Origin of the sequence: Edaphosphingomonas laterariae (assembly GCF_900188165.1) — a bacterium.
GTDB lineage: Bacteria > Pseudomonadota > Alphaproteobacteria > Sphingomonadales > Sphingomonadaceae > Sphingomonas_E > Sphingomonas_E laterariae.
The window spans coordinates 1-25,849 of sequence record NZ_FZOS01000021.1 but is presented as its reverse complement, the minus strand read 5'-3'; the positions used below and the strand labels follow the sequence as shown (position 1 = coordinate 25,849).

Genomic DNA, 25,849 nt, shown 5'->3' with positions numbered 1-25,849 from the left:
CGGTGTCGCGAGAATGTTCAGCTATCGGGCCTGAGCCGCGCGGTGATGGCGGGCACGGCGACAATGCGCCGGCGGTGGTAGCGGATCAATTCCCGCTGGAGCGTGGGACGGTCCCGCGCGGCGAGCGCGGCATCGAGCGCGGCAAGCTCACTGTCATGATCGGCGAACAGCTCCGGCTCGATCCGCCGTGCGGTGGCGAGGCGGTCGTTGATGCCCGCAATCGCGTGGCGATGTTCGAAATTGGCGGACAGCAATCCGATCCGCAGGAAGAAGCCCGCGGTCAGGTCGGCGGCGCCTCCATCGATCTGGCGACCAGGTGGCGGATCGATCAGCGGCATGCGCCGCGTGCCGAGAATGAGGCGGGCGACGTCCAGATTCCACGCATAGAGATCGCGCAACGACGGTTCGGTCAGGATCGGGACGTGAAAGCCCTCATGCGGCCATGTCTCGACCAGGCGCTCCCCGACCAGTCGCTGGAGGGCGTCGCGCACCGGCGTGGTGCTCGCATGGAGCTCGGGGGCGAGCCGCGCGGGATCGAGGCGGCGGCCGGCGGCGAGCGTGCCTGTCAGAATCTGGGCCTTGAGCACCTCATAGATGCGCTCCATGGTCATGCCAGGGCTCATGTCTTCCTCCGGTCGTCGACGGGGGGATCGGCCTGTGCCGCGGCAAAGGCGCGAACTGCTGCCGTCTGGTCGGGACGCAGTGCGTCGATGGCAGCGAGATGCTCCGGCACGTCCGTCTCCAGCAGAATCGACGGACATTGCCCTTCGAAATTGCCGAGATTGGGCCGGTGCTGACGGTAGCCGGCAAGTTCGGCTAGCGGGCGCGGGAAGCAGCGCGCGATCGGCGGCGGATAAGCGAGCCAGGGATTTTCGAACGGCTTGAGCCAGCCCAGGCTGTAGCTGATGATGACCGCGCGGCGTGGAAAGCGGGTGCGGTTGGCACCGGCGGCGTGCAGCGTGGAACCCAGGAAGAGGATGGCGTCGCCGGGGAGTGCCTCGGCGACCAGCGGTGGCGCGGAGGGTTCGTTTGCGTCGTGCGCAGCCGGCCCATGGCTGTTGCGCCAGATCCGGGTTGCGCCATTGTCGGCCGTGAATGGGGTCAGCGGCCAGAGAATGTTGACCAGATATTCCATTTCGCCCTTGGCGCCGGCCCACATGTCCTGGTCGCGATGCGGGAACTGCGCGACCGCACCCGGATGAATCTCGATGGCCTGGGTGAGGTTGAGCTGGATGACGTCGCACCAGGGCGACAGGAGTTGCTCGGCCGCTGCCAATATGGCCGGATGGAGGACGAGCTCCTGTATCGCCTCGCAGCGTCGCAGCAGTCGCCCGAAACGCTTGGTTCGCAGGCCATAGAAGGCGCCCTCGCAGAAGGGCGTGGCGGTGAAGGTCGGCTGAAGCAGGGCTTCGATCGCGCGAATGCATTCGGGGGCGATGGCCTTGGGAAGGATGGCGTGGCCATGGTCCTTCAGTCTGTCGGCGAGACGGTGCCCGGCCGACGCGGTGAGGTGATGATCAGGCATGGGACAGGTCTCCGGGCAGGCTGACGTCGCGCACGACGGTGGGCATCGCGTAGACACCGGCATCCTGGAGCCGTTTGGGGGTCTCGTCGTCGATGTGGATCGCAAGCGCTGCGATCATCTTCCTGCCGTCCAGATGGGGCAATCCGAGCGGCGTGCATCGCCAGCCCATGGCGAGGATCTGCTGGCACCAGCCGATGTCCGCGACACCGGTGTAGGTCGTGATGCCCTGGCCGAGCGCGATTTCCGCCAGGGCCGTGACGAGCTGGTTGCGTACGGCGCGCCGCTGCCTCGCGACGAGGCGACGATCGAGGCAGAAGCGGGTGATTTCGCGGATCTGCGGGCCACGCGGAATGTCGCCTTCGCAAAGATCGGGAAAAAGACCGTCAAGAATGTGCGTCCGGGTCGTCGGCAACAGGCGGGCCGAGGCCATATGCTCGCCGTCCTCGTCGGTGAGGACCACATAAGTGGCGTGGGCATCGTCGAACTGGTCGACCTCGTAGAGGTCGCCAAGAACGGGCACGTCCCATTTGAGGAGGTCGACGAAGACCCGCTTCCTGGCGTGGAACATGGAACGCAGGATTTCAGCCTCGCGGGACGCACCCGCGTGGTTCAGCACATGCAGCATGATGTTGGCACTCCCGTTTCGAGATGCCGGGATTGCAGCAGAGGGGGGCGGTGCGCGCCATCCCAAGAAATGGGGGGAGGGCATAGTCCCAAAGATTCAGGTCCGAGCAGGATGGACCTCAGCCATGGCAATCGCGCGACGGGAAGGCTCAGCGTGCGGGCATGCTGACGCCATCGAAGCAGATCAGTCCTTCGCGCAGCGCGATGCCGACGAGCTGGGTCCGACAGTGCGCGCCGAGCGATCGCCGTGCCTGGCGCATATGCTCGATCACGGTCTCGCGGCTGATCGACAGGATCATCGATATCTCCCAATCGGTCTTGCCCTGGCTCGCCCAGAACAGGCATTCACGTTGCCGATCGGTCAGGCGTGCGAGTGCGGTGCGGGTTGGATATGCGACACGGCGCATGCCCTGGAACGCCCGGATGCCGACAAGTTCGGCGAAGCAGATCACATCCCTGCGCAGCGCGGCACCGGGTTGGGCGGCGAAGGAGCAGCTGCCGCGGAATTCGCCCGGCACATGGGCGGGGACGGTGACGCCATCTCCGAGCCCGGCATCGCGCGCACGCGCCAGGATCGTCCGGTCATGCCGCGTGAGCGGAATGATATTGGGAACATCGTCCCAGAGGAATCCACCCAATGTGCGATGGCTCGCACGGTGGATGGGATCCGAGACGCCAAGATCATGGGCGTCAAACCAGCTGGCCCAATCGTCCGGATAATTATGAAGGCGGATGAAGCTGCCGCTTGCGGACGCAGGGCTGCCATGGTGGGTCAGCGCAAAATAGCGCAGGCCCATGCGGGGGCAGGCGTCCGTCAAGATTTCCCGGATTTCCTCGAGCGACGACGCCCGATCCATATCGTCGGCAACGGCGATCGCGATACGCCATGCATCCATCGACTTGCACCCGTTCCGGGCGGTCGGCGCATTCTCACGTGCGACGACTGCCAGGGACGTCCTGTCGCTTTGGGTATCCGCGAGGCGTTTCAGGCCACCTGCGTTCCCACCTGCTTCCTCACCAACAGTAAAGATTCAGGAATTTCATATGCAACTATATTCTAAATGTTTTTATGTGACAGTCGGCGGATGGACGGCAAGCGCTGGGTGAAGTCGCCTGAAGTTCTGCGGGCGGGCGTGCGGGCGTCGGGAAGGGATCTGGCGCCGGATTTCGGCTTGCCTTCGCTTCTCTCGAACTTGCTGTCGATGGAGCGCAGCGGGCCGTCATTTGGTCAAAGCATGGCGATCGTGCTCGATTTCGCGGGCCGACTGAACATCGTGGCCGGGCCGGCCGGTTTGCGAAGGTTGGTGGCGGGCGCCGTGCGGGACCTTGGCTTTTGCTATTATGCTCTTGTGCAGCACGGCGACCTCGAAGCGCGATCCGACGGGCAGATCCTGCTCCACAATTATCCGAGGCGATGGTCGACGCGCTTTGCGCGCGCAAGGCTTCATCGCGTGGATCCAGTGCAGCGAGCGGCTGCGGTGGCGGCCATCGGCTTTGCCTGGCGTGATCTCAATCCCGAGGCTCCTGACAGCCGGCATATTATGGACGCTGCCCGTGCGGCGGGACTTGGCGAGGGGTTCACGGTCCCGCTTCACCTGGCAGGTGAGCGGATTGCGAGTTTCTCCTTCGTTACCGCAGGTGAAAGGCCATTGCCGCGTCGCACGCTGCTCGCGGCCCAGCTGGTTGCGCAGCTGAGCTATGCGGCCGCATTGGGTTTTGCGCGGCCGTGCGCAAGTGGGCGGGGGCGACTGACCCCGCGCCAGCAGGAATGCGTGATCCTCATGGCGCAGGGCAAGACGGACTGGGAAATCGGTCGGATCCTCGAACTCAGAGAAGATACGGTCAGCAAATATCTCAACGACGCGCGTCGGCGCTTTGGGGTCGTGCGCCGAACGCAGCTGGTGCTCGCGGCCTTGCGATTCGGCGAGATCGGCTTCTCGGATCTGAACTGGCAATCCCCTCCTTAGGGCATATGGCACCCGGTGGCAGCCAACGGCAGCACTCCGCATCCCAGGACCGACGGTGGAGGCAGGATATGGGTGCTGTTGATTATCCCGGGGTGCGGGCTGCCGAAGCCGCGCCCCATGGCGGGGCGGCCATTGTCCATGATTGGCGTGATCGCGACCATTATCGGTTGCTGGCGGCGCTCGATGCCGCATCGCTCATGTGGGAATGGCTGCGTCGCAATGCCGATTACCAGCGGATGTCGGCGGACGTCCCGGAACCGGCGTGCCGGAACGATTCCGGCGTGCGCATCGTGATGCCGTCCATGCGCATCGCTCCTGAACCATGGGGCTTGCAGTTTCGCTATGCCCTGGACGATCTGCGCGCTTGAACTGCCGCCATTCTGGAGGCGGTCGTGCGATCCGCATATGCTGACAGCCGTGGCACTCGAGGCCGCGGACGAGGAGATTTTCCCGTTGTCGGGCAGCGCTTGCGTTCCCGTCGTGGCCCGACTGCCCGATCGTGAACTGCTGTCGCTTGCCGCCGGCCATGGGCGCCAATGCATTGAAATCGTCGAAGGAACGGTACTCGACGGACCGGTGAAGCTCAGGTTCCTCATCGATGGATGGCGTGACCATCAGGCACAATTATCAGCTCTTGCGGGACTGGCCGGCGGACGGGCGCATATCGCCACGCGTCGTTGTGCGCAGCCGTCGATCGGCCAGGCCATGTCCCAATTGCTGCGGATCAGGGATGCGAGGATGGCCGGCGCATCCCATCGCGAGATTGCCCGGTTGCTTTGCGATGCGCAGCGGGTCAACGCCGACTGGCGTGCGGCATCGGATTATCTGCGGTCGCGTGTCCGCCGCGCGGTGGCGCGGGCGGAAACGATGGCAAATCTCGGGCATTCGTGGTTCGCCGCCACGCAAGGCCGGCACTTATTTCGGTCTGGTGGTCAGGCAACATCAGTCGGGTACAAATGCAGCTACCTATGACGGCTTCGCTGCAAGTTCTCACGGCAAGTCGTCGGATAATCATCACTGCCGAACCAACATCCGCAAAACGGCTATTTGCGCGGTCGGATGCAAAAAACTAAGGAAGCAGATCGCTTGTCACGCCGGCTACCGTAATCAGCATGATCCGACTGGAAAATTCTCGCGCCCTCCTCGACTTGATGAATGGCCTCGGCATTCAGCTCGTGTTTCTGGACAGCGAATATCGTATTCAGCATATATGCGATACAGTTGCCGCGCTCGACGCGCGGGGACGAGACGGCCTTGTCGGACAATGTGCCTGGTCCTGTTGGCCAGGCTTACGCAGCACGGGTCTCGAGCCGCTCTACCGAGCCGTCATGACGAGTCGGAAGCCGGCCAGCTGGACCGGCCACGATCCATTCTGCTTCGGCAGCACGCGGTGGCTCAAGGTTGACATCCAGCCTTGGGAAGCGGGTATCGTCGTCACGGCTTCGGAAGTGACCCCCCAGAAACGCGCCGAGGCCGATCTGGCCGCCACGAACGAGCGTCTCGGTATGATGGGGGCCGCCGCCCAGGACATGATCTACGACTGGGATGTGTCCAGCGGGGATATCCTGTGGGGCTCAACCGCGACGAGCTTTTTCGGCATTCGGCCCGATCCCGGCACCGGCTTGATCGTGACGACGATCGCGGACTGGGATGCCATTACGCACCCCGCCGATCACCCCCGCATCTGGTCCAGCATCCAACAAGCCTTCCATAGCGGCGCCGAATTGTGGTTCGGGGAATATCGCATGCGGAAAGGCGACGGGACATGGGCAACGCTGCTCGACCGCGCTTCCATCGTTCGCGATGACGCTGGTCGGGCGGTCCGGCTGGTCGGAGCGATCATCGACCTGACCCAGGCCCGGCAGTCGGAGCGTGAGCTGCAGCGGCTTCACGCTCAGATCGGCGCTATCGAGCGTGACAGCGCCATGGGTACGATGGGGGCGACCATGGCCCATGAACTGGCTCAGCCGCTCACGGCCGTCGAAAGCTATCTTGGGGCAGCCGAGTTGATCGCTGCGAGCGTCGAGCCGGATCATGCACGGCTGGCCAGTTGCCTGGCGCGCGCGCGAGAAAGCGTCGATCGCACCCGACAGATCATCTACAGGATGAAATCGCTTGTCACCCGCGGCGAAACCCAGCGCACTCCCATCCAATTGCGGGAGGCAATAGGGTCGGTCATCGACGAGGTGCTTGCACCCTATGATGACGACGATATTGCGGTCCACCTCGAGATCGATCGGGATCTCATGTTTGTCGGTGACCCGGTCCAGCTTCTTCAGGTCCTGTCGAATCTCGTCAGGAATAGCGCGGAAGCCATGCGGGACTGCTCCGATCGTCAAATTCGCATGGTCGCCAAGCGGGATGACGATCGCGCATGCGTTGAGTGCCGGATTGAAGATACGGGTCGCGGAATTGCCCCGGAGCTCCAGCATCTCATCTTTTCGCCATTCTTCACCACGAAGGACCGGGGCGCAGGAGTCGGGCTGTCGGTATGTCGGACGATCATCGAGGCGCATCTCGGCCGGATTTGGTATGAGGCCGGCCCGGAAGGCGGATCGATATTTCACATTGTCCTGCCGCTTTCGAGTGCGCCGCCGCTGGCGGCCATTGCCTAGGAGCCGTAGCCGTTTCAGAGCCGTTCCTGTGCTTGCGCGCCTATTGCGAGCCGTGGGGAAAGTGCTTTTGCGCCCGTCGAGATCACCGCCTGCGTCGGTGCAGGGCAGGGGGCATTGAGCAGCACTATGAATGCGCGGAGGGGCGACCTTCTTTTTCTCCCCCGCCGGAAATCTGCCAAGGCGATCATGGGCGTGCCAACCGGAATAGGGAAGCGCGCGCGACGGCCTCGGTCCGTCCCTGACACGAGCCCTCGCCCAGAGAGGGCAAGAAGTCCATCCGATTCTAAAGCGCTCCGAGCGATTGTTTCACTAAGATACGGTTCGAGCCGAGGCGCGGGAGGGGCAAGGGGGGCCCCTCCCGCGCGCGTGCCGCAGAATCACGCCAAGGGGCTTCAGCGTCCGCGACACTTTCATCAGCATTGAGCGGATTGCGAGCGGCGTCCATCGAGCATTCGGTCGGCCGGCATTACCTCTTTGGTATGAGGCCGGCACGACCTCGTCGCGCCGCGCTCGCCAGGCGACGAAACCCCGGGCCGAAGCATTCCACGGAGCATGTCCTTGGCAGGTTGTCTCGAAGACGCGCATTCGTCGACGAAGAGGTTGAGACGAGGTGTCGGTACGGAGCGATCGTGGTGAAGGGTTAGGCCGCGAGCACCTGCGGCAAAGTGCATTTCCATATTCAGGCTTTAGGGTTTGACGAGTTTCCGGCACCGAAACGCAACAAGACGGCATGCGACAAAGTCGGTGTCTTGGGGAGGCGGGTGCAGGCTATGCGCCGGCGGCGGCTTGCGAGGCCCCGGGGGCGGGGTCCCCAAAAAATTCGACGCAATCGCGCTCAGCGAGTGTCTACATTGAGCGCGCGCCGATCGATTGGCGAGGGCAGCATGCCTTCGTACCAGCCCCATGCGCTGCCCTGATGAGCAGCGCATCCGGCATGCGATACTGACCGGCCGGCGATGGAACTCGGCGCGGCAGCGCAAGATGCTCGGAGGAGATCCGACACAACGCGCTGGAACCAGCGCTGGCGGCTGTCGTTCATAACGGTGATTCCGGCAGTACTTCCGGTAATCAATTAGAGGTGGACTGCGACCCCACGACCGCCTGTACTGGCGGGGGCAGCGTATCGGCTCCCGCCAGTTTTTCCGCACCAGGCCGACGCAGGAGCGACAGGCCGGCGCAGGAGCGACAGGCCGGCGAACGCCTTTCAGCGTCACGCCGTGGATGAGCATAGTGACCTTCGCAGCGCGCGTAGTTGGAACTCGCAGTGCTTTTCGGGGTTGTGAACTGGAAACTGGACGCGAGGGCCCTCGATGAATCAACAGGTTGCGACGAGTGCGGAAGCCTCCAATCCTTCCGATGAAGAGTTTCGCACCATGCTCGGCGCGATGCTGCCGCAATTGCGCGCGTTCGCACGCGGCTTATGCCGTGATGGCGACTTCGCAGACGATCTCGTTCAGGAAACAATGCTCAAGGCATGGGCCGCGCGCAAGAGCTTCATTGTGAACACAAATTTTCGGGCATGGACATGTGCTATCCTTAGAAATCACTATCTAAGCACAATGCGTCGCAAGCGTTTTGTCGGTGAATGGAATGATGCCACCGCCGAGCGGGTTCTTGTTGCTCCGGCCGCTCAGGAGAAGGTGGTTGAAGTCAACGATCTGATGCGCGCGCTTCAGGAACTTCCTGTCGACCAGCGCGAGGCGCTGGTCCTCGTTGCGGCCGGCGGTCTTTCCTATGAGGAGGCGGCCGAAATTGCCGCGGTCGCGATCGGGACGATCAAAAGCCGCGTATCGCGCGCGCGGACGGCCCTCGAACGGCTTCTGTCGTCGGGCCGGCTCGCGACGGCACGCGGTACCATTTCTGGGCAGAGTGCATCCGTCATCAATATCATGGAATATTTGGAGAAGCTGCAGGGACGGCGGGCATCTCCAACGGCTGATAGTCGCGAAGCAAGGGCAAGGGCCGCCGCCTAGAGACCAGCCCTGTGGGGCAGGTTCTGGCGTCGCGTCGGTCGAGGGGTAGAGAGGCAAGGCCACCCTCAATTGCTTCCTCGATTTTCCCGCTCGCTTGAGACGTCGACCGCGCGTTCATGCAATTCGACCAACTGGCGAACGAGCGACAATTCAATTGCCAGACCGCTGCCGCGGCCATCATTTCTGCCGACCCGCGCCAAGATCGCAAAAATGCGTTCTTGCGCCATTGCCAGTGTCGTGACCCGCGATGACAGGCTCGTTCTCGCCGGCTTGGGCATCCCGATGGATTTCCCCATCCCCAGCGGTGCAGGGCCTGTGCGATCCGCGAAAGATCGCCTTAAAGCCAGACCGGGCGAGCGAGATGCTGGTCTTCAATGTGTGACCGGCCCTGTGGGCGTGGGCTGGCTGGCCTCGCGCATTGCTCCGATAACGGCCGAACGCTGCATCCGCTCGTTCTGGAGCGAGATTTAGCCTCGCTGATCCGCGTCGTGTCGAGCAGATAATCGACATGGCGGCGCCTGATATGCGCTCGCGCTCCGTTCGGTCTCGACGGACGTTCAGGCGGGCCCGGTGATGTCAGACCCGAAGGGCTCATCGATGAGGGCCGGAATGAAACCAAGAAGGTCGCTGGCGAGAAATCCGATGGGGCCAATCAACTTGCTGGCGTGCCTGCCGGCCGCTGCATGGGAGACGACACCCCATGCGGCAGCGGTCATCGGGTCGGCGCCGCGCGCCATCAGGCCGCCTATGACGCCTGCCAGGACATCTCCTGACCCACCGGTGGCGAGGCCCACGCAGTCCGACCGGAGCGTGAGCGCGGTGCGGCCCGGCGCGGCAATGATGGTGCTCTCCGACTTAAGCACGATCAAGGCGCCCAGCTCTTCTGAAAGGAGGCGCGCAAAGCGCGCCGGATCCGCCGCAATCTCTTCCCGGCTGCGACCCGTGATCGCGGCCATTTCGCCAAAGTGTGGCGTCAAAAGGACCCGCCCCTCATGGTCTGCAATGCTACGGGCCAGATCTCTCGCACAGGTGGCGGCCGCCGCATCTAGCAGAATGGTGAGGTCGGCTCGCGGTGTGGCGAGAAGTTGCCCCACAAGCTCAGCAGTTCGCGCATGCTCGCTCATGCCGGGGCCGATGATCAGCGTGTCGCAGCCTTGCAAGGGCGCTGCCAAGATTGCCGCTGCCGTGCTTGCGATTTCTCCTTCAGCCTCGGCCGGAAGCGCCATCATCGCAGCTTCGGGCATCAGCACGCCGAGCGCAGTAGCAACGTCGGCGACCGTGGCCAGCTGGAGCTTGCCGCAGCCGGCGCGCAGGGCCGCCTCGCCGGAGAGCCGCAAAGCGCCGGGAACGAATTTCGCGCCACCGACGAGAAGCACGCGACCACGTGCGTTCTTGTCGGTGCCGGGCCGGTGGACCGGGAGCGGGTTTGCCTGCAGCCAGGCTTCATCGATCTCGATCATTTGGCTATCCACGAGCAGCGACGATCGGTTCCGATCCGCGGGTTACCGGGATGTCGTGGCGCTCGATTGGAAATGTGGCATTGTAACGTTCGAGCACCAATTTGCCCCGCGAGCCGCGTTGCGGATCGAAGCGATACTCAGTCACCGAGCAGTTGGCCACGTCGCCTTCGCGGTCGATCGCCAGAATCGTCTCCTCGTCGAGATTCTCGATGATATAGCGCATGCAGAGGATCACGACCTGATGCGCAAATATCATGACGCGACAGCCGGCATGGTGGAGTGCGACAGTGTCGAGCAGGGAGCGCAGCCGGAATATCACGTCGCACCAACTCTCGCCGCCGGGAGGGCGGTGATAGAATTTTCCGAGAAGCTCGCGAAATTGTGCCTGATCGGGAAAATTGGCTGCAACGCCAAGGGATGTCAGGCCGTCCAATATCCCGAATTCCTTTTCCCTGAGCCGTTCATCGAGGCAGATCGGCTCGTCGGAATCGGCGCCACCTTCGTTCCGGAAGATATGTGCGGTTTCTACTGCGCGCTTGTAGGGAGAGGTCAGGATGACGTCGGGACGCTGGCATTTGTTCATGCCAGCAAACCATCGGCCAAGCGCCATTGCCTGATCCCGCCCCAGCGTGCTGAGCGGCACGTCGACATCGCGACTGGGTAGTTCGATTTTGCCTGTGCCGCTTTGATAGGCCAAGTCGCGAGCAACGTTACCGGCGCTCTGGCCGTGGCGTATGAGCCAGATCTGACTAGGCCAGTTCATTTCCATCTCAGGTTCCTCCGCAACATCAAAGCCGGGAAGCGGGATTGGTTGCGGGGGCTTTGCAATCGCAGGAGCGATTGGAAGCGGTCGCGACGCGACCGGGAGCCGGGACGGCTAGCGCTCCGCGGCTCGGAAGAGCGCAAAACTGCGTGGGTGCAACCAATTGGCCCATCGGCTCGCCCGGGAAGGGCTGAAGTGCAATTCCGCGGTTCGCTGAGCGGAACTCGGAGCGGGAGTGTCGCATGTTGGGACTCGGCGGCTTCACGCCTCAACCGGCCGAACGCCTGCCACGGCTTGCCGTGCCCATCGAGTGTTCGGCGAGGTGAAGGGAACGCGCGGGCAGATGCTGAGTTTTATGATTACCAGTATGTTGAGAGGTTGTGTGATGAGCGTTGAAGGAAAAATCAAGGAAGCCGCCGGATACGTCAAAGAAGAGGCGAATGAGCATGGGAATTCGCCCGAAGCAAAGCGTCGAGCGCAGGAGGGACGGGATCTTCGAAACGAAGGTCGCATCGAGGACGGAAAGGCGCCGAAAACAGCTCCGCCCGGATCTGGATCGAAATAATATCCAGAAGGGATATTATTTTCAATGCAAGGCGTCGCTCCATGGGCGGCGCCTTGTTGCTGTCTGCCAGATTTGCCCTCGGCCGGCCCTGGCCCAACAATTTCCAGGATCCGGGCGCCGTTCTCCAGGCTCGGATTGCGCACCCGAATGGCGGAGGACCGTGCTTTGATGTTCGATGCGGTAGCGGACTGGAAGATCCTGGATATCCCCAGTCCGCCACTCGTGTTAACGCCGCAAACAATGGATTGCTCCCGAGACTTGTGAATGCCGGGAGTGTGACCTCTTTTAAGAAGATCATATGGCCCGCTGTGGTCGCTTGTGGGCTTGGTAACTCGCAGGTGTCCCGCCGCAGCAAGGCGTTCTGGCTTAAAGATAGGTGCGCGGGCGCACTTGTACGGTCAAATTTCGTCCGGCACGCCGAACTGCCTTTGGTAGTGTTCGAAATACGGGCGGTTGCGGGCGATCTGGTCGGGTGACATGGTTCGATATCGGTGCGTACCAAGCTTATGCTTGGGCTTATATGCCAGATAATCGGTCACGCGGCTCGCTGCGGCCGCGTCGAATGACAGTCCAATTCCCTGATAGACCTTCCGCATTGCGTTGATTGGATCTTCCATGAGATCCTGGTAACGAGAATCGACGAAATGATCGTCGGGGACGGCTCCAGCTTTACGCCATGCCATGGCCTGTTCGAGTCGATCGGCCGTGGCCTTGCCGACCATGATCTCCTCGAATCCTGGGCTGTCGAAGTCACGGTCGCTGCGCTGCCAATAGAAGGTGCGCAGCAGGTTTGCGATCGATGCCATGCTGCGCAGCGGATCGCGATGCGTGTGGATCACGCGCGCATCGGGATAAGCCTCGAAGAGCTTGGGCAGGCAGCCCAGATGATAGAGCGTCTTCCCGAACCAGCGGCGACCCGGCTGCTTCCATTGCAGAGCCTGAAGCGCCAGCCGGTGATACTTGTAGATCAGCATCGGATCCGCACGATTTACCCAGGCATGGTAACTTGGGATCTGATAGAAAGACATGATGGCGTCGCTGACAAAGCTGAAGTTCCAGAGCGTCGCATCCTCTGCCGGTATGTGACCGGCGGTTTCATGCATCGTTGCGATCTGCGGCGTGATCCTGATCCATTGCCGAGCGATCTCGTCGCCCAGTTTGCGATGAAAGGGATCGTCGCCGCCGGATTCCGCGGCTTCGCCCATGAAATAGGTTTCCCAGAAGAGGGGGGTTCGCAGGCGCGGGTCGAGATTCAGCAGTTCCTGCATGATGGACGTGCCAGTGCGAGGCAGGCCAGTGATGATGATCGGCGCGACGATGGGCTGTTCGCGAATTTCGGGGTGACGTCTTACAAGCTCCGTGATCTTCAGCCGATTGCGGAGCAAGAGGATGATCTCGCTGCGCGATGCCAGCCGCCCCATCAGGTTCAGTTCCGCTTCTTCGTCGAGTGCACGAAGCAGCACGTCGAGTGGCTCTTCCCAATCGGCGTCGCCAAGGTCGAAGAGCCCGGTTTCCAGCCGCGCGGCAGCAATAAGGCTATCCTTGTCCAGCGGAACCATGTCGGAAAGCATTCCAGCGGCTTTCCACATCCGGCCTTCGGCGTTGATCTGGTCCACCCATTCGGGGCGCGGCAATGGGGCCTTTGGATCGACGAGAAGCTCTGTCATGCAACCTCTCCCACCATCTGCTTGTGCGACTGAGCATAAGGCTGATCTCCGCCATGGCGATGCGGCGATCGAGCCGAAATTGCCGAAGGAGCCGGAAAATGAGCGATGTCACCACCGCCTGGGCCCGCTACAGGCGAGCGCTTGAGGAAATCCGCGCCCGGCTGCTTGAGCTGGACTGCGCGCAATTTCCCGATGGCGAAGCGATGGTCTGTCGCTTGATGCTGGAAGCAGAGGCGATGGCCTACAATCTGGTCATTGCTCCCAAAGTCGCGACGCCCCGCCTGCTGACGCAAACCGTGTTCCTACCGGGCATCTATGACTGGATGCTGCCCAATCCTGACTTCTATTACCGCTATGCATTCGTCGACGGTTCGACGGAGCATCGTCTTACCGGACTGCGTGGCACCAGCCGCTTTCTCGAGGCGCAGGTGATTGCGGGGTTCTTTGGCGATCCGGCGATCAAGCTTCTGGAAACGCACGATCTCGACAGGATGATCACCGGCGACGATCAAATCGAGGCGGTTATCTCACCAGAGGCGCCAGCGGGTCATGTGCGTTGGATCCGTACGGAACCTGGCTGCATGAACACCATCATCATTCGGGAGGCCTTTTGCGATTGGCGGACCGAGTCCGGCTCGCATCTTCTGCTTTCGGGCGGAAACGCTGCGACGTCAGTTGACCACGACATCGCCGATCGTCTTGATCGAGCTCGACGCTTCCTGGATTTCGCAATGACGACGTTCGGCCCGCAGTTCTGTCAGTCGGTTGTCCGCCAGTCCGGCGAGAATGTGCTCACCCTGCTCAATACCGGTCGCGACGAAGATGCTGCCAATCCTAACGCAGCCTATATCGCCGGCGGCTTCGCGCTCGCGCCGGATGAAGCGCTGATCCTTGAGTTTGACGTGCCTGACGCGCTGTACTGGGGCATACACCTCGGAGATCGCTGGTCGCGCACGCTCGACTACATTGCGCACCAGTCTAGTCTCAATGGCGCCCAGGTCGTAACCGAAAGCGGTTGCCGCGCCCGCATCATTGTTGCGCATCAGGATCCGGGCATGCCGAACTGGCTCGACACGGGCGGGCTGGAGCGCGGCATGATTTTGCTCCGCTGGTATCGCGCTGCCGCGACCCCTGTGCCGGAGGTGCGATTGACAAGATTAGCGGATCTCGTTGCCGGCTCAATCTCGCGCGACGAGCGTAGCGGGGTGATCGAAGCACGGAAAAAGGCGGTGCTCGCTCGCTATCGAATGTAATTGGATTGCATAGGCATTGGGCCAAGTTTTCTATTCCAGACGAAAACGCCCGTGTCTTAACCCTAAGGGCTTGAGCCGCGCATCCGTCGCGATGCACCACTTCGCATAGAGGCCGCGATGACGGATGCGCGCACGCATTCGCTTAGGCAATCGGCCCATGTCGACATCCGCTGCGCTTAAGGCGGGGATGCGAAAAGGGGAGGTTCCGATGAGAGGGTTTTCGCTTACGCTCTTTTTGACCTGCGCCACCAGCGGCCTTGCCCTGCCGGTCGTCGCGCAGGAGACCGCAGCGGCACCGCAAATCGGCGGCCTTGAAGAGATTGTCGTCACCGCGCGCCGCCGCGAAGAAAATCTTCAGGATACGCCGGTTTCGATCACGGCCTTCTCCGGCGCCAAGCTGGAGGCGATGAACGTCCAGGAAGTCAGCAAGATCGCCAACTTCACGCCCGGCCTCGAACTGGTGCCATCGGGAACGACGCAGGGTGTCGCCGTGTCGATCCGCGGCATCGCGACATATGATCCCATCCTGACCAATGAGCCGTCGGTGTCGCTTTATGTCGACGGCATCTATGTGAATGCGCTTTCCTACGGCCAGTTCGACACGCTCGATCTGGATCGGGTGGAAGTGTTGCGCGGTCCGCAGGGCACCTTGTTCGGCCGCAACACGACGGGCGGTGCGATCAATATCGTCACGCGCCGGCCCGGCACGGAATTCGGCGTCGAAGCGGTGATGAGCTATGCGACCCATGACGAATTTGTCGGCCGCGCCCGCGTCGATACCGGCGAACTGGCGCCGGGTTGGCGGGCTTCGCTTTCCTATCAATATCGCAAGCGCGACGGCTATGTGGACGACATCACCCGCCCCGACAATCGCGATCCCGGTGCGACCGAGGCGAACGCGTTGCGCGCGGCCCTCCATGGCGAGATCGGCGATTTCGCCCTGGACTACACGTTCGACATGGTGCTGCGCCGTGATATCGGCCCGCACAACCAGTTCGCGATTGTGAGCGACGCTTATGGCGCGTTCTTCGGCCAGTCCGAGGCGCTCGGTGGCGATCCGCTGCGCTTTTCCGCCGACAGGCTGAAGACGGTCAACGCCCCGGATGTGCCGCGCGCGCATAATGACAGCTATAACCACGCGTTAACACTGGCATATGCCTTCTCGGACGCCATCAATCTCAAGTCGATCACCGGCTATCGCGACTGGCAGAGCGACGAGATTCAGCCTTTTGGATCGTCGTCGGGCATGAACGTGCCGCTGCTCGATTTCGATGCCAACGGCAATGTTGTCGGCGCGACCGTGAGGACGGTCGATCCCTATATCGGCGGTGGCTCCAAGAAATTGAAGCAGTTCACGCAGGAACTGCAGGTGCTGGGCACATTGCCTCGTCTGAATTATACGATGGGTGCATATTATTATCATGGCAAATATGCCGAGGATAATCCCCAGACCTACGTCTTCGTGCTTTCGCCCACGGCAGGCGTCGCCGGGGCCGGACGCCTTGCCTATCAGGGAAAGACGGAATCCTGGGCCTTGTTCGGCCAGGCGAGCTACACGCCGGCCATCCTTGACGACAATCTCGAGCTGACGGTTGGCCTGCGCTATACCGAAGACAGGAAAAGCGTGGACACACAGGTCTATCAGAACGGCCTGCCGCCGCCTTTCACGAGTGCGCAGGCGGACAAGTTCGAGAACACATCCTACAACGTCACCGCAAACTACAAGTTCACGCCCGACATTTCGGCCTACGCCCGCTTTGGCACCGGCTACCGCGCGGGTGGCTTCTCGCCACGCGGGTTTGATGCCCCGGCCTATAATCCCGAAAAGGCCAAGGTCTATGAAATCGGCCTGAAATCGGAACTGTTCGACCGCCGGTTGCGCGCCAATTTCGCTGCCTACCGCACGGAATATGACGATCTTCAGATCACTCAGCCGGGCTTCAGCGACACGGCCGGCTTCGTCAGCAATACGATCAACGCGGGCAGCGCGGTCTATCAGGGTTTCGAGGTGGAATTCACCGCCGCGCCTGCCGAGGGGCTGACGCTCACCGCCGACGTCAGCTATGTCGACCCCGAATATAAGGAATTCCTGTATCTTGGGCAGGATCTGAAGGATGAGGCCAAGTTCGGCTATGTGTCCAAATGGTCGACCCATGTTGGTGGGCGCTACCAGTTTCCGGCGACGGATTGGGGCGTGTGGTCGATTGCGCTCGACTATAGCTACAAAAGCAAGCGTGTCTTTGAATCGCTGTCGTCCGATCCCATTGGCTTGCCGAATGCGCGCGATGACCTGGCCGGCGGCGGGCGGGATGAGTTGAGCGGGCGCATCGCGCTTTCGCAGATTCCGCTGAGCGAAGGCGCAAGCATGGATATCGCGCTTTATGGCGAGAACCTGCTCAACGATATCTATCGCGTCAGCACGATCGATTTCGGTGCGCTCGGTTTTGGCACCGCGATCTATAACCGCCCGCGCGTGATCGGCGTTCAGGCCAAGCTCGTCTTTTGATCTGCTCGCGTGTCGGCGGGGAAGGGCGTGCGGCGGTTTCGCGAGACGTTCAAGTCGCTTGGAAGATATCTCCCACCCCGCGCAAGCGTGCTCCTTACAACAAGGCCTTCATCAATCCCCGAAGACCTCGCAACAATCTGTGCGGAAGCCGGCGGTGAAATGGAGATCGATTCGAACACGGGAAGCATTGTCGCGGTGGCGGAACCCGCTTCGACCTTGTGCCGCCGCGTCAATTCCGTTCCGCATGGCTTTGGTGGCCTGCCCGATAACGAGAGCAATCGTGGATATTATCAAGACGGGATATCGCCCAACCTGCTGTTGAACGACAAAGTTCGCGAAACCATCAATGCGATGCCAAGAATGACAGGGTTCAAGGTGCCTTGCGCCGGGTTGGCCGAGAGCGGAAGGGTTGTTCGAGAAAGTCGGTGGATGCTGTCCGTGAGTGATTTGACCGGTGTTAGAGCGGTGCATCACGGATCATGCTGCGCAGCGTTGCGATAAGGTCTGCCTCATTCGCGGGTTTGTCGGTGCGGATGCGATGGATGCGGGGGAAACGCATGGCCACGCCCGATTTGTGTCTTTTGCTCACGTGAACGGAATCGAATGCGATTTCCAGGACAAGGCTGCGGTCTGTTTCACGCACGGGGCCGAAGCGATTCACGGTGTGGCGGCGCACGTAGCTGTCGAGCCATTTCAGTTCCTCGTCGGAGAAGCCGAAATAGGCCTTGCCGACCGGCAAGAGTTCGCCGCCCCGGTCCGGATCGTCCGTCCAGCAACCGAAGGTGAAATCGGAATAGAAGGAGGATCGCTTTCCGCTGCCGCGCTGGGCGTACATCAGCACGCAATCGACAAGCAGGGGATCGCGTTTCCATTTGTACCACAAACCAGCGCGACGCCCGGCCAGGTAGGCGCTGTCGCGACGCTTGAGCATGACGCCTTCAATCTCGTCATCGCGCGCGCGTTCGCGGAACGCCGCCAGCTCCGCCAGGGTGGCGACGGGAATAAGCTCTGATATGTCGAACCGGGCCGGGTCGAGGCGCGGTACCAATGACTCCAGGGCCAGCCGCCGCTGTTCCCAGCGCAATGGGCGCAGATCGTCGGCCCCGTTCGATAGCATGTCGTAAAGACGGACGAAGGCCGGATAGTCGGCCAGCATCCTGGCAGAGACCGTCTTCCTGCCGAGGCGTTGTTGGAGCGCATTGAAGCTTGCAGCTCCGCCCTCTGCGCCACCCTGATGGTTGCCCCTGACCATGAGCTCGCCATCGAGTACACAGGGCAGCCTCATAGCATTCACGATTTCCGGAAAGGCTTTGGAGATGTCGTCGCCGGAGCGGGAATAGAGGCGCGTTTCGCCACCCACTTCGCTGGCGACGTGGACGATCTGGACCCTGATCCCGTCCCATTTCCATTCCGCCGCAAATTCGGCCATGGTGATTTCCATGCCGTCGAACGGTTGCGCCAGCATGAAGGGACGAAAATGCGGCACATGCTCGGCAACAGGTGGTGCGGCTCCGTCGGCAGCCCAGGCGAAAAGCGCGCGATAGGGGGGCATTTGGCCGTGCCAATATTCCTCGACGTCGTCGATGCTGACGGCGAAGGCCTGTGCGAAGGCGAGCTTGGCCAGGCGCGCGGATATCCCGATGCGCATGGCGCCGGTCGCCATCTTGAGCAGGGCAAAGCGCCCCGCCGCGTCGAGGCGATCGAGCAGGCCCGCCAGTTCCACCATGGCATTGAGGCGCGTCATATGGGTCAGCGTGTCGACCGCTTCGGCGACCGTTGGCGGCGTGCCGAAAGCTGGCGGATCGGGCCACAATAGGCTCGCCGTTTCGGCGGTATCGCCGACATATTCGCGCGAGAGCTGGAACAGCACAGGGTCCACACGCTCCATCAGCAGGGCACGAACGGTCGATGGCTTGACCGCCGGAAAGTCGAGCGCTTCGGTCAATGCCGCCAGCGCCCAGCCGCGATCGGGATCCCGCGTGTCGCGCAGATAATCGGCCACCAGCTTGAGCTTGGCGTTTCGGCTGCGCGTGTAGACGAGCGCATCGAGGAGGCCAGCGAACCGCTCCACGCTCAATCGTCCTCATCGTCATAGCCGGCAAGCGCGAGGGCGCGAGCACGGCGCCCATGCAACGCGCACCAGCGGATCAGTGCATCCTCGCGGCCATGGGTGATCCAAGTCTCCACCGGGTCGATCTCGTCGATCGTCCCGGTCAATTCGTCCCAATCGGCATGATCGGAAATGATCAGGGGGAGCTCGACATTGCGCTGGCGCGCCCGCTGGCGCACTCGCATCCATCCCGATGCCATGGCGGTCAGCGGATCGGGCAGCCGACGGCTCCAGCGATCGTTGAGTGAACCCGGCGGACACAAGACGATCTGGCCGGCGAGATCGTCCTTTCGCGCCTCGGAGACAAGCCGGAGTTCACCGAGTGAGGCGCCGAACGCCTCATAGAGCCGGCACATCCGCTCCAGCGCGCCGTGCAGCCAGATCGGATCGGAATAGCCGGCAAGCCGTAACTCGGCGATGATCCGCTGCGCCTTGCCCAGGGCATAGGCGCCGAGCAGCAGACACCGGTTTGGATTGGCGGCGCGGGCGTCGATCAATCGCGCAATTTCATGCTCCACCGGCGGATGGCGGAAGACCGGGAGCGCGAAGGTCGCCTCGGTCACGAGGATATCGCAAGGCACGGCGGTGAAGGGAGGGCATGTCGGATCCCGCCGCCGCTTATAGTCCCCGGTGACGAGGATGCGCTCGCCCGCATGTTCGAGCAGAATTTGCGCCGAACCAAGAACATGGCCGGCGGGCAGGAATGTGGCGTCGACACCGCCCGGAAGCCTGAGCCTTTCGCCATATTCGATCGTCCTGGCCAACGCTTGATCGCCATAGCGCAGCGCCATGATAGCCAGCGTCGCTGGCGTCGCCATCACGGTCCCATGCCCGCCGCGCGCATGATCAGCGTGGCCATGGGTAATGAGCGCGCTGTCGACCGGCTGTGCGGGATCAATCCAGCAACTGGCAGGGACGATGTAAATTCCGTGCGGCTCCGCACGGAGCCAGGAAAAGTCCTTCACCATCGCGGTGCGGATCGGTTGGCACGGCGCGGCGCCCTCGGCACGGCCTGGCAATTCATCACTACAGCAAAGGATGGCCGCGCGATCGTCAAGCTTGGGCTCCGGGCGCCGATAAAACTGATCGAGTTACGAAGCCCGGCCGGAATGGTTCCTCAACCGCCGGCACCCGGTGTCGGCCGTCGGGCATCATTGGGTGAACCTATCCGCATGATTTACAAGGCGGCGATCAGCCGTATAAACGATCGATGGTGACATGCTCTTCCCATCAATCAATTCGGGAGGGGAGCTTGCCTGCTTTCCATCAGGAATTGCGCACGCGAACCCGGCCTGACCACGAGATGGTCGATCGCAGCTTCGGTAGGTTCGACCTTGCCGACCCCGCCGATTATGGGCGCTTTCTCACCGCGCACGCCCGGGTTTTGCCTGCCATCGAGCGCGAGCTTGAATGCGCCGAGCTCCTGACCGGCTGGAGCGGGCGACGGCAGGCGCTGGAAGACGATCTGGCGGCCATGGCGATTCCGATGCCCCGCTTGCGCGCATCCTTTTGCTTCGAGAGCGATGCCGCGCAATGGGGAGCCTTATATGTGATCGAGGGATCGCGCCTGGGTGGGCTTCAACTGTCAAGGCGGGTCAAGGAGGGCCTTCCGAAAGCTTATCTCTCAGCGGGCCATGAGGCGGGGGGATGGCGACACTTGCTTGCCCGGCTCGACGAGGCCGCGGAAGGACGGGAGTGGCGGGACGCTGCCGTCAAGGCGGCAAAGAGCGTATTCCGTGCCTATGCCGATGCTGCCGAGGAGGCTGGCGTACATGGCTGACGATAATGCACTCGATTTTGCGGTTGACCTGACCAATTGCGATCGCGAGCCGATCCACGTGCTCGGCATCATTCAGCCTTTTGGCTATCTCGTCGCCGTTACCGCCGATTGGATTGTCAATCGAGTATCGGCCAATATCGCCGAACTGACGGGAGCTGGTCCGCACCATATGCTGGGCCGCCCGCTGTCCGACTTCATCTCGGCGGACGGCTTGCATGCCATTCGCAACCGGCTGGCCGTCATGCGCGGTCCCGATGCCGTCGAACGCCTGTTCGCGCAAAAACTGACCGCGGACGGCGGCGCGTTCGACGTCGCCGTCCACATGGTTTCGGATCTCTTCGTCATCGAGGCCGAGCCGGCGGTCGAGGATGGGCTGGAGGCTGCGGCGATGGTGCGCGCCATGGTCAATCGCCTCGATCAGACCGACAATATGACGGCTTTCCTGCGGGAGGGGGCACGACAGGTTCGTGCCATTACCGGTTTCGATCGCGTGATGGTCTACCGCTTCGACGAGCAACTTTCCGGCGAGGTCGTTGCCGAGGCGCTGCGGCCCGGCACCGAGAGCTTCCTCGGCCTGCATTATCCGGCAAGCGATATCCCCGCGCAGGCCAGGAAGCTCTATCTGCGTAATATTTTCCGGGTCATCGCCGATATCGGCGCGACGCCCATAGCGCTCGTGCCGCAGCTCGATACGCGCGGTGTCGCGCTCGACCAGTCGCTGTCGGTGCTGCGCGCGGTGTCGCCGATCCATATTGAATATTTGAAGAATATGGGGGTGGGGGCCTCGCTGTCCATCTCGATCATCGTCGGCGGAAAATTATGGGGCCTGTTTGCCTGCCACCATTATTCCCCGAAGCTGCCGAGCTTTGCAGCGCGCACGGGTGCGGAGCTTTTCGGGCAGATCTTCTCGCTCATGCTCGAAAGCCGTGAACGACGCGAAGCCGCTGATTATGAAAGCCGCGCGCGCATGACGGCGGACCGGCTCATGGCAACGATTGCCCAGGACAACAGTCTTCTCGAGAATGCCCAGTGGCTGGGTGAGGTGGTCGCCGATGCCATTCCGGCGGACGGGTTCGGAGTCTATCTGAACGGAGCCGTGTCGTTGAGTGGGCTTGCGCCTAACGAGGAGCAGTTTGCGGCGATCGTCGGGCTACTGAACCGCGTGGCGGCAGGCCAGGTTTATGCCACGGATTCACTTCAGGCAGTGTTGCCCGAAGCATCCGCTTATTCGGATATCGCGGCCGGGGTCATCGCCATTCCAGTTTCACGCAGCCCGCGCGACTATGTCGTGCTGTTTCGCAGCGAACGCCTGCGTTCGGTGCGTTGGGCAGGCAATCCCGAAAAACAGGTCGAATATGGCCCGAACGGGCCACGCTTGACGCCGCGCAAGAGCTTCGAGGCGTGGTCCGAGCTCGTCAAGGGCACGAGCAACCCGTTCACGGCCGCCGAGCGGCGCGTGGCCGAATCCTTGCGAATGGGCATGATCGAGGTTTTGATCCGCCTGTCCGAGAATGTCGACAAGGAGCGTGCGAGGGCAAATGAGCGGCAGGAACTTCTGATCGCGGAGCTGAACCACCGCGTTCGCAACATTTTGTCGCTCATCCGGGGCCTGATTTCCCAGACGAGGGGCGATGCGTTGACGGTGGAGGACTTCATTGCGACCCTCGATCGCCGTATCCAGGCGCTGGCGCGTGCGCATGATCAGATAACCGCGGATCGCTGGGGGCCGGCGCGCCTCATCGACCTGATCGAGATAGAGATGGGGGCCTATGCGGGCCTGCGTCGCGATCATGTTCGTCTCGAAGGCGTCAACGTGCTGCTCCAGCCCTCGGCATTCAGCACGCTCGCGCTGGTCATCCATGAAATGATGACTAACGCCGCCAAATATGGTGCGCTTTCCGACAGCGGCGAGGTGGTGATCACATGGTCGCTTGATCAGGATGGGAGTCTGTTGATCGACTGGACGGAACGCGGTGGGCCCGCCGTTACGGCGCCGAGCCGCCGCGGCTTTGGCAGCACGATCATCGAGCGCTCTATCCCCTATGATCTGGGCGGGCTTGCCGAAATCAACTATCGTCTCGCAGGCGTTGAGGCGCATTTCTGCGTGCCCTCTCGCCACGTGGCCGGTGTTGCGGCCGAAGCCATCACGGCCGCCCCGGCGGGCCCGGCAAGCGTCAACCCGCAACCGCTCAAGGGGCAATGCGTGCTGCTTGTCGAGGACAGCATGATCATCGCGCTGGATGGCGAAGACGCGCTTCGCGATCTGGGTGCCGACCTCGTGATCACGGCATCGACCGTTGCCAATGCCAAGCGGGCCATCGACGAGCATCAATTCGATTTCGCGCTGCTGGATTTTAACCTTGGCGCCGAGACCAGCGCCCCTGTCGCTGCCCTGCTGGCGGAGCGGGGCATAAGGTTTGCCTTCGCAACGGGCTATGGTGAAGCGATCGACGACTTCGGCTTCGAAGGCGTCAAAACGCTCGCCAAGCCCTATGGCATGGCCCAGTTGCTGCGCCTGTTGAGCAACTGACGCGGACAACGATCTTGCGGCGCAAACTTTACGGCCCCGATGGTGAGGCCCATCGGATGGTTGCACCACGCAATGAAGTGCAATCGGCATTGGTGGCCTTCGGTTCGGCTTCGCCGCCAATCGCGCGGCCGACGGCTTTCAGGATGTTGCCGACGGATTTTGTTGATCGGGGCACGACGATATCCGGCGCCCGGATGAACCCGCGAACAAGAACGCTGCCGGGCACGCGCACGGCGGCGTCACCCTTGGGTTTGCCCGTCAGGCGGACGTTCAGTTCTTCGCTCGGGAAGCGGATCGTCCCGCTCCCTTGAGCCTGGCTGATGCTGGTGTCGACGATCAGGTGGCGAAGCGTCAGCATTCCGCCGCGCATCTCGCCACTCAGCACGGCGCAGTTCAAACTCGCCTGCTCGTCATCGTCGCCGAACAGTGCCTTGCCGACGTCGAAACCGAGGAGCGCCGCGCGCTTGGAAGGCAGTACCCCCGAATGGACGACGAGGCCCATCCTGCCGTCCGCATGGCCAACGGCTTCACGGACGGTGTCGCCCGTTCCAGTCAAACGCATGCGGCCTTCAACCTTGCCTTCCACCTGACCGGCGGCTCCGCTGGCCAATGCTGCAAGGCTGCTGTTCTCGATCGCCAACGTGAGAGTGATCCGGGGTTTGGCTTCGCCCGATCGTTGGTCGACCTCCGCGCGGCCCGTGATCGAACCCCGCCGCAGGCCAATCTTCAGCGGGTGGACGATCAGGCGTCGGTTTCTCAGATCGAGCGTGGCCGCGAGATCGGTCAGCGATGTGGGGCGCCTCCCGCCCACGAGCCGATCGACGCTGACGTGGATGCGTCCGTCGGTCTTGTCGATCTTGGAGATGTTGATCCGGGTATTGGGCACCAGCTTGACGCCTTGTGTCCGTTCAAGCGCCAGCGCCTCGGCATTGCCGCGTTCGCTGGCCAGATCCTCGAAATCGAGCCGACGGAAATGGGCTTTGCCAGCCAGTAAGGTTCGGCCGTTCCGCTTGTTCACGGTGACACTGCCGGAAAGCTGGCTGGACCCGATCGAGCCTTGCAGATTGTCCACGATCCAACTATCGGGCTTGCGCGTCACGGCGGCGGAGAGGTTGACCGCGCGGGTGCCGAACAACCCCGCTTCGATGATCCGGTCGATCCGCTTCAGATCGTCGGCGCGCGCGACAAGACGAAAGGCCATGTTGTCGGTGCGGAACGGCGCGGCCATTGCTCCTGTCGCACGCATCGTCAATGCTGGTCCCTCTATAGTGGCGTCGAACGGCCACCTGCGTTCGGCCAGCAACGGGCCGCTGCCGACCCGGATGTCGACGGGCGATCCATCGACAATGCCACGCCCCTTCGCGATCAATCCTCGCTGTGGATCGACGCGTAGATCGAGCGTCATCTCGCGCCGCTGTCGGGCGTCGACATACTGGATCGTCGCGTCATCGATGCGGCCGATCGTTGTCAGCGGGCTGCCACCGCGGGAGCCGTCGCCCGGGCCGGCCCAGTTCGTTCGGCCATCTGCGTTGCGTACCAGATTGAGTCTGATGGCGCGGGCCGAAAGAATGGCGGCTTCGGTGCGACCGGCGAGGAGCGACGGCAGCTTGAGGCGCAGCCGCAACTCGCCGATCGTGGCGAGATCGCCTCGTCCCGCCCATTCGGGCTGCGCAGCGCGAACATCCATGATGCGCAGGACGGGGCTCAACGAGAAGCGATCCTCGCGTGCAATGGCCCCGATATGCACGCTTGTTCCCAACTGCCGGGACAGCGATCGCTCGATGGGGCCCTTGGCCAGCGCGAAGGGAAAGGTCGCCGCAAGAAGTAGTGCAAGGCAGAGGACGATCGTCGCGCCGATGGCAATCAGGATCGCCCAATGGCGCGAGGATCGGGTGTGCATGACATGGGGACGAGCAAATCCCCCGCATGGTTCCCTCGCTCATGGTCGTTTCAAGCATATGAGTGCCTGGCCAGAGCCGCACATGAGTGACCAGACTTATATCGATCTGCGCAGAACTGGCATTTCGGTGTTGGGCCACCGGCAGGATGGCAAGGGGATCGCCAAAACCCTGGCCATTGTGGGTACGTCCCAGCAGAATGGCGGCTAGGCCTAGAAACCTTGAAATGGGTTCAACGGAATGAGCGCCGGGGTAAAAACTCCGACAGAACCCCAGAGGGAACCAGTGTGTGGTCCCATCGTTCTGATCGTGCCGATGTCAAGCGTTCTGGAGATTGCAGTGCTTTGGACAATTGTAGCCATTCTTGTTGTTCTCTGGCTTTTGGGATTTGTATTCCATGTAGGTGGGGGTATTATTCACCTATTGCTGGTAATTGCCGTCATTGTTGGGCTCTATCATCTCTTTACCGGTCGAAGGTTGTAATTTGATGTTGTGAAGAATGGAACAGGATCGGAGTGTGAACCGCACCGGGTTTGCCGGAGGCTCCGGGGTTTAAGTTACGCGGCCATGGGTGTGTCGTCGAGCATGGCGTAGTATTGCTCTTCGGCTTCAG

General features: G+C 62.2%; 24 protein-coding genes. 13 read left to right on the top strand and 11 right to left on the bottom strand.

What is annotated here, in order from left to right; all coding sequences use genetic code 11:
* Positions 1-17: 17 nt before the first annotated feature.
* The 4 genes from CHB74_RS15655 to CHB74_RS15640 form a co-directional block, all read right to left on the bottom strand.
* Positions 18-623 (bottom strand): GntR family transcriptional regulator, encoded by a 606-nt coding sequence (locus tag CHB74_RS15655; protein ID WP_179220867.1) that lies wholly within the window; start codon positions 621-623, stop codon positions 18-20.
* Entirely contained in the window at positions 620-1,525 is a 906-nt protein-coding gene (locus tag CHB74_RS15650; RefSeq protein ID WP_089220578.1) for a phytanoyl-CoA dioxygenase family protein, read from the bottom strand. Before CHB74_RS15650 ends, CHB74_RS15655 begins: the two co-directional genes overlap by 4 nt.
* Entirely contained in the window at positions 1,518-2,150 is a 633-nt protein-coding gene (locus tag CHB74_RS15645; protein ID WP_089220577.1) for an acyl-homoserine-lactone synthase, read from the bottom strand. Before CHB74_RS15645 ends, CHB74_RS15650 begins: the two co-directional genes overlap by 8 nt.
* Positions 2,151-2,298: 148 nt before the next feature.
* On the bottom strand, positions 2,299-3,045 hold the full coding sequence (locus CHB74_RS15640) for a LuxR family transcriptional regulator (RefSeq protein ID WP_089220576.1): 747 nt from the start codon (positions 3,043-3,045) through the stop codon (positions 2,299-2,301).
* Between the two features lie 189 nt (positions 3,046-3,234).
* Here CHB74_RS15640 and CHB74_RS15635 point away from each other — a divergent pair, with 189 nt between their 5' ends.
* From CHB74_RS15635 to CHB74_RS15615, 5 genes are all read left to right on the top strand, one after another.
* The gene (locus tag CHB74_RS15635; protein ID WP_179220866.1) at positions 3,235-4,116 is read left to right on the top strand and encodes a helix-turn-helix transcriptional regulator; all 882 of its coding nucleotides are present in this window, start codon (positions 3,235-3,237) and stop codon (positions 4,114-4,116) included.
* A 68-nt stretch (positions 4,117-4,184) separates the two neighbouring features.
* Positions 4,185-4,484, top strand: a complete 300-nt coding sequence (locus CHB74_RS15630; protein WP_089220574.1) for a transcriptional regulator domain-containing protein — start codon at positions 4,185-4,187, stop codon at positions 4,482-4,484.
* Entirely contained in the window at positions 4,459-5,088 is a 630-nt protein-coding gene (locus CHB74_RS15625) for a DNA -binding domain-containing protein (protein ID WP_089220573.1), read from the top strand. Before CHB74_RS15630 ends, CHB74_RS15625 begins: the two co-directional genes overlap by 26 nt.
* Positions 5,089-5,228: 140 nt before the next feature.
* Positions 5,229-6,731, top strand: a complete 1,503-nt coding sequence (locus tag CHB74_RS15620) for a PAS domain-containing sensor histidine kinase (RefSeq protein ID WP_089220572.1) — start codon at positions 5,229-5,231, stop codon at positions 6,729-6,731.
* 1,310 nt (positions 6,732-8,041) lie between these two features.
* On the top strand, positions 8,042-8,704 hold the full coding sequence (locus CHB74_RS15615) for a sigma-70 family RNA polymerase sigma factor (RefSeq protein WP_089220571.1): 663 nt from the start codon (positions 8,042-8,044) through the stop codon (positions 8,702-8,704).
* Positions 8,705-8,769: 65 nt separating this feature from the next.
* Here CHB74_RS15615 and CHB74_RS21675 read toward each other — a convergent pair whose 3' ends face one another.
* From CHB74_RS21675 to CHB74_RS15605, 3 genes are all read right to left on the bottom strand, one after another.
* Positions 8,770-9,000, bottom strand: coding sequence for an ATP-binding protein (locus CHB74_RS21675; protein ID WP_218821448.1), 231 nt, complete (start codon positions 8,998-9,000; stop codon positions 8,770-8,772).
* Positions 9,001-9,261: 261 nt separating this feature from the next.
* Positions 9,262-10,164 carry an NAD(P)H-hydrate dehydratase gene (locus CHB74_RS15610; RefSeq protein ID WP_089220570.1) on the bottom strand — a complete coding sequence of 301 codons (903 nt, stop codon included), beginning with the start codon at positions 10,162-10,164 and terminating at the stop codon, positions 9,262-9,264.
* A gap of 4 nt (positions 10,165-10,168) precedes the next feature.
* The gene (locus CHB74_RS15605) at positions 10,169-10,933 is read right to left on the bottom strand and encodes a histidine phosphatase family protein (protein WP_089220569.1); all 765 of its coding nucleotides are present in this window, start codon (positions 10,931-10,933) and stop codon (positions 10,169-10,171) included.
* Positions 10,934-11,237: 304 nt separating this feature from the next.
* Between CHB74_RS15605 and CHB74_RS15600 the strand changes: the two genes are divergently transcribed.
* Complete coding sequence (locus CHB74_RS15600; RefSeq protein ID WP_245842965.1) at positions 11,238-11,492, top strand: hypothetical protein; 255 nt, start codon at positions 11,238-11,240, stop codon at positions 11,490-11,492.
* Positions 11,493-11,890: 398 nt separating this feature from the next.
* Here CHB74_RS15600 and CHB74_RS15595 read toward each other — a convergent pair whose 3' ends face one another.
* The gene (locus CHB74_RS15595) at positions 11,891-13,159 is read right to left on the bottom strand and encodes a sulfotransferase family protein (RefSeq protein ID WP_089220568.1); all 1,269 of its coding nucleotides are present in this window, start codon (positions 13,157-13,159) and stop codon (positions 11,891-11,893) included.
* Positions 13,160-13,257: 98 nt separating this feature from the next.
* Between CHB74_RS15595 and CHB74_RS15590 the strand changes: the two genes are divergently transcribed.
* The 3 genes from CHB74_RS15590 to CHB74_RS21670 all read left to right on the top strand — a co-directional run bounded on the left by CHB74_RS15590 (position 13,258) and on the right by CHB74_RS21670 (position 17,419).
* The gene (locus CHB74_RS15590) at positions 13,258-14,412 is read left to right on the top strand and encodes a hypothetical protein (protein ID WP_089220567.1); all 1,155 of its coding nucleotides are present in this window, start codon (positions 13,258-13,260) and stop codon (positions 14,410-14,412) included.
* 208 nt (positions 14,413-14,620) lie between these two features.
* On the top strand, positions 14,621-16,918 hold the full coding sequence (locus CHB74_RS15585) for a TonB-dependent receptor (RefSeq protein ID WP_179220865.1): 2,298 nt from the start codon (positions 14,621-14,623) through the stop codon (positions 16,916-16,918).
* A gap of 159 nt (positions 16,919-17,077) precedes the next feature.
* Positions 17,078-17,419 (top strand): hypothetical protein, encoded by a 342-nt coding sequence (locus CHB74_RS21670; protein ID WP_144033813.1) that lies wholly within the window; start codon positions 17,078-17,080, stop codon positions 17,417-17,419.
* On the opposite strand, the gene CHB74_RS15580 is transcribed toward CHB74_RS21670, so the two are convergent.
* Both CHB74_RS15580 and CHB74_RS15575 read right to left on the bottom strand, forming a co-directional pair.
* A complete protein-coding gene (locus CHB74_RS15580) occupies positions 17,376-18,989 on the bottom strand; it encodes a cisplatin damage response ATP-dependent DNA ligase (RefSeq protein ID WP_089220565.1) in 1,614 nt (537 codons plus the stop codon). The genes CHB74_RS21670 and CHB74_RS15580 overlap by 44 nt on opposite strands.
* A gap of 2 nt (positions 18,990-18,991) precedes the next feature.
* Positions 18,992-19,996, bottom strand: coding sequence for a ligase-associated DNA damage response exonuclease (locus CHB74_RS15575; RefSeq protein ID WP_089220606.1), 1,005 nt, complete (start codon positions 19,994-19,996; stop codon positions 18,992-18,994).
* A gap of 335 nt (positions 19,997-20,331) precedes the next feature.
* Between CHB74_RS15575 and CHB74_RS15570 the strand changes: the two genes are divergently transcribed.
* Together CHB74_RS15570 and CHB74_RS15565 are read left to right on the top strand one after the other, a co-directional pair.
* Positions 20,332-20,808, top strand: a complete 477-nt coding sequence (locus CHB74_RS15570; protein ID WP_089220564.1) for a biliverdin-producing heme oxygenase — start codon at positions 20,332-20,334, stop codon at positions 20,806-20,808.
* A complete protein-coding gene (locus CHB74_RS15565) occupies positions 20,801-23,338 on the top strand; it encodes an HWE histidine kinase domain-containing protein (RefSeq protein WP_089220563.1) in 2,538 nt (845 codons plus the stop codon). The genes CHB74_RS15570 and CHB74_RS15565 overlap by 8 nt, the downstream gene beginning before the upstream one ends.
* A 28-nt stretch (positions 23,339-23,366) precedes the next feature.
* On the opposite strand, the gene CHB74_RS15560 is transcribed toward CHB74_RS15565, so the two are convergent.
* Entirely contained in the window at positions 23,367-25,238 is a 1,872-nt protein-coding gene (locus tag CHB74_RS15560; RefSeq protein WP_089220562.1) for an AsmA family protein, read from the bottom strand.
* An 82-nt stretch (positions 25,239-25,320) separates the two neighbouring features.
* On the opposite strand from CHB74_RS15560, the gene CHB74_RS22650 reads away from it, so the two are divergent.
* Both CHB74_RS22650 and CHB74_RS21665 read left to right on the top strand, forming a co-directional pair.
* Positions 25,321-25,446, top strand: a complete 126-nt coding sequence (locus tag CHB74_RS22650; protein ID WP_281253554.1) for a hypothetical protein — start codon at positions 25,321-25,323, stop codon at positions 25,444-25,446.
* A 129-nt stretch (positions 25,447-25,575) separates the two neighbouring features.
* Complete coding sequence (locus tag CHB74_RS21665) at positions 25,576-25,719, top strand: lmo0937 family membrane protein (protein WP_144033818.1); 144 nt, start codon at positions 25,576-25,578, stop codon at positions 25,717-25,719.
* Positions 25,720-25,849: the final 130 nt, after the last annotated feature.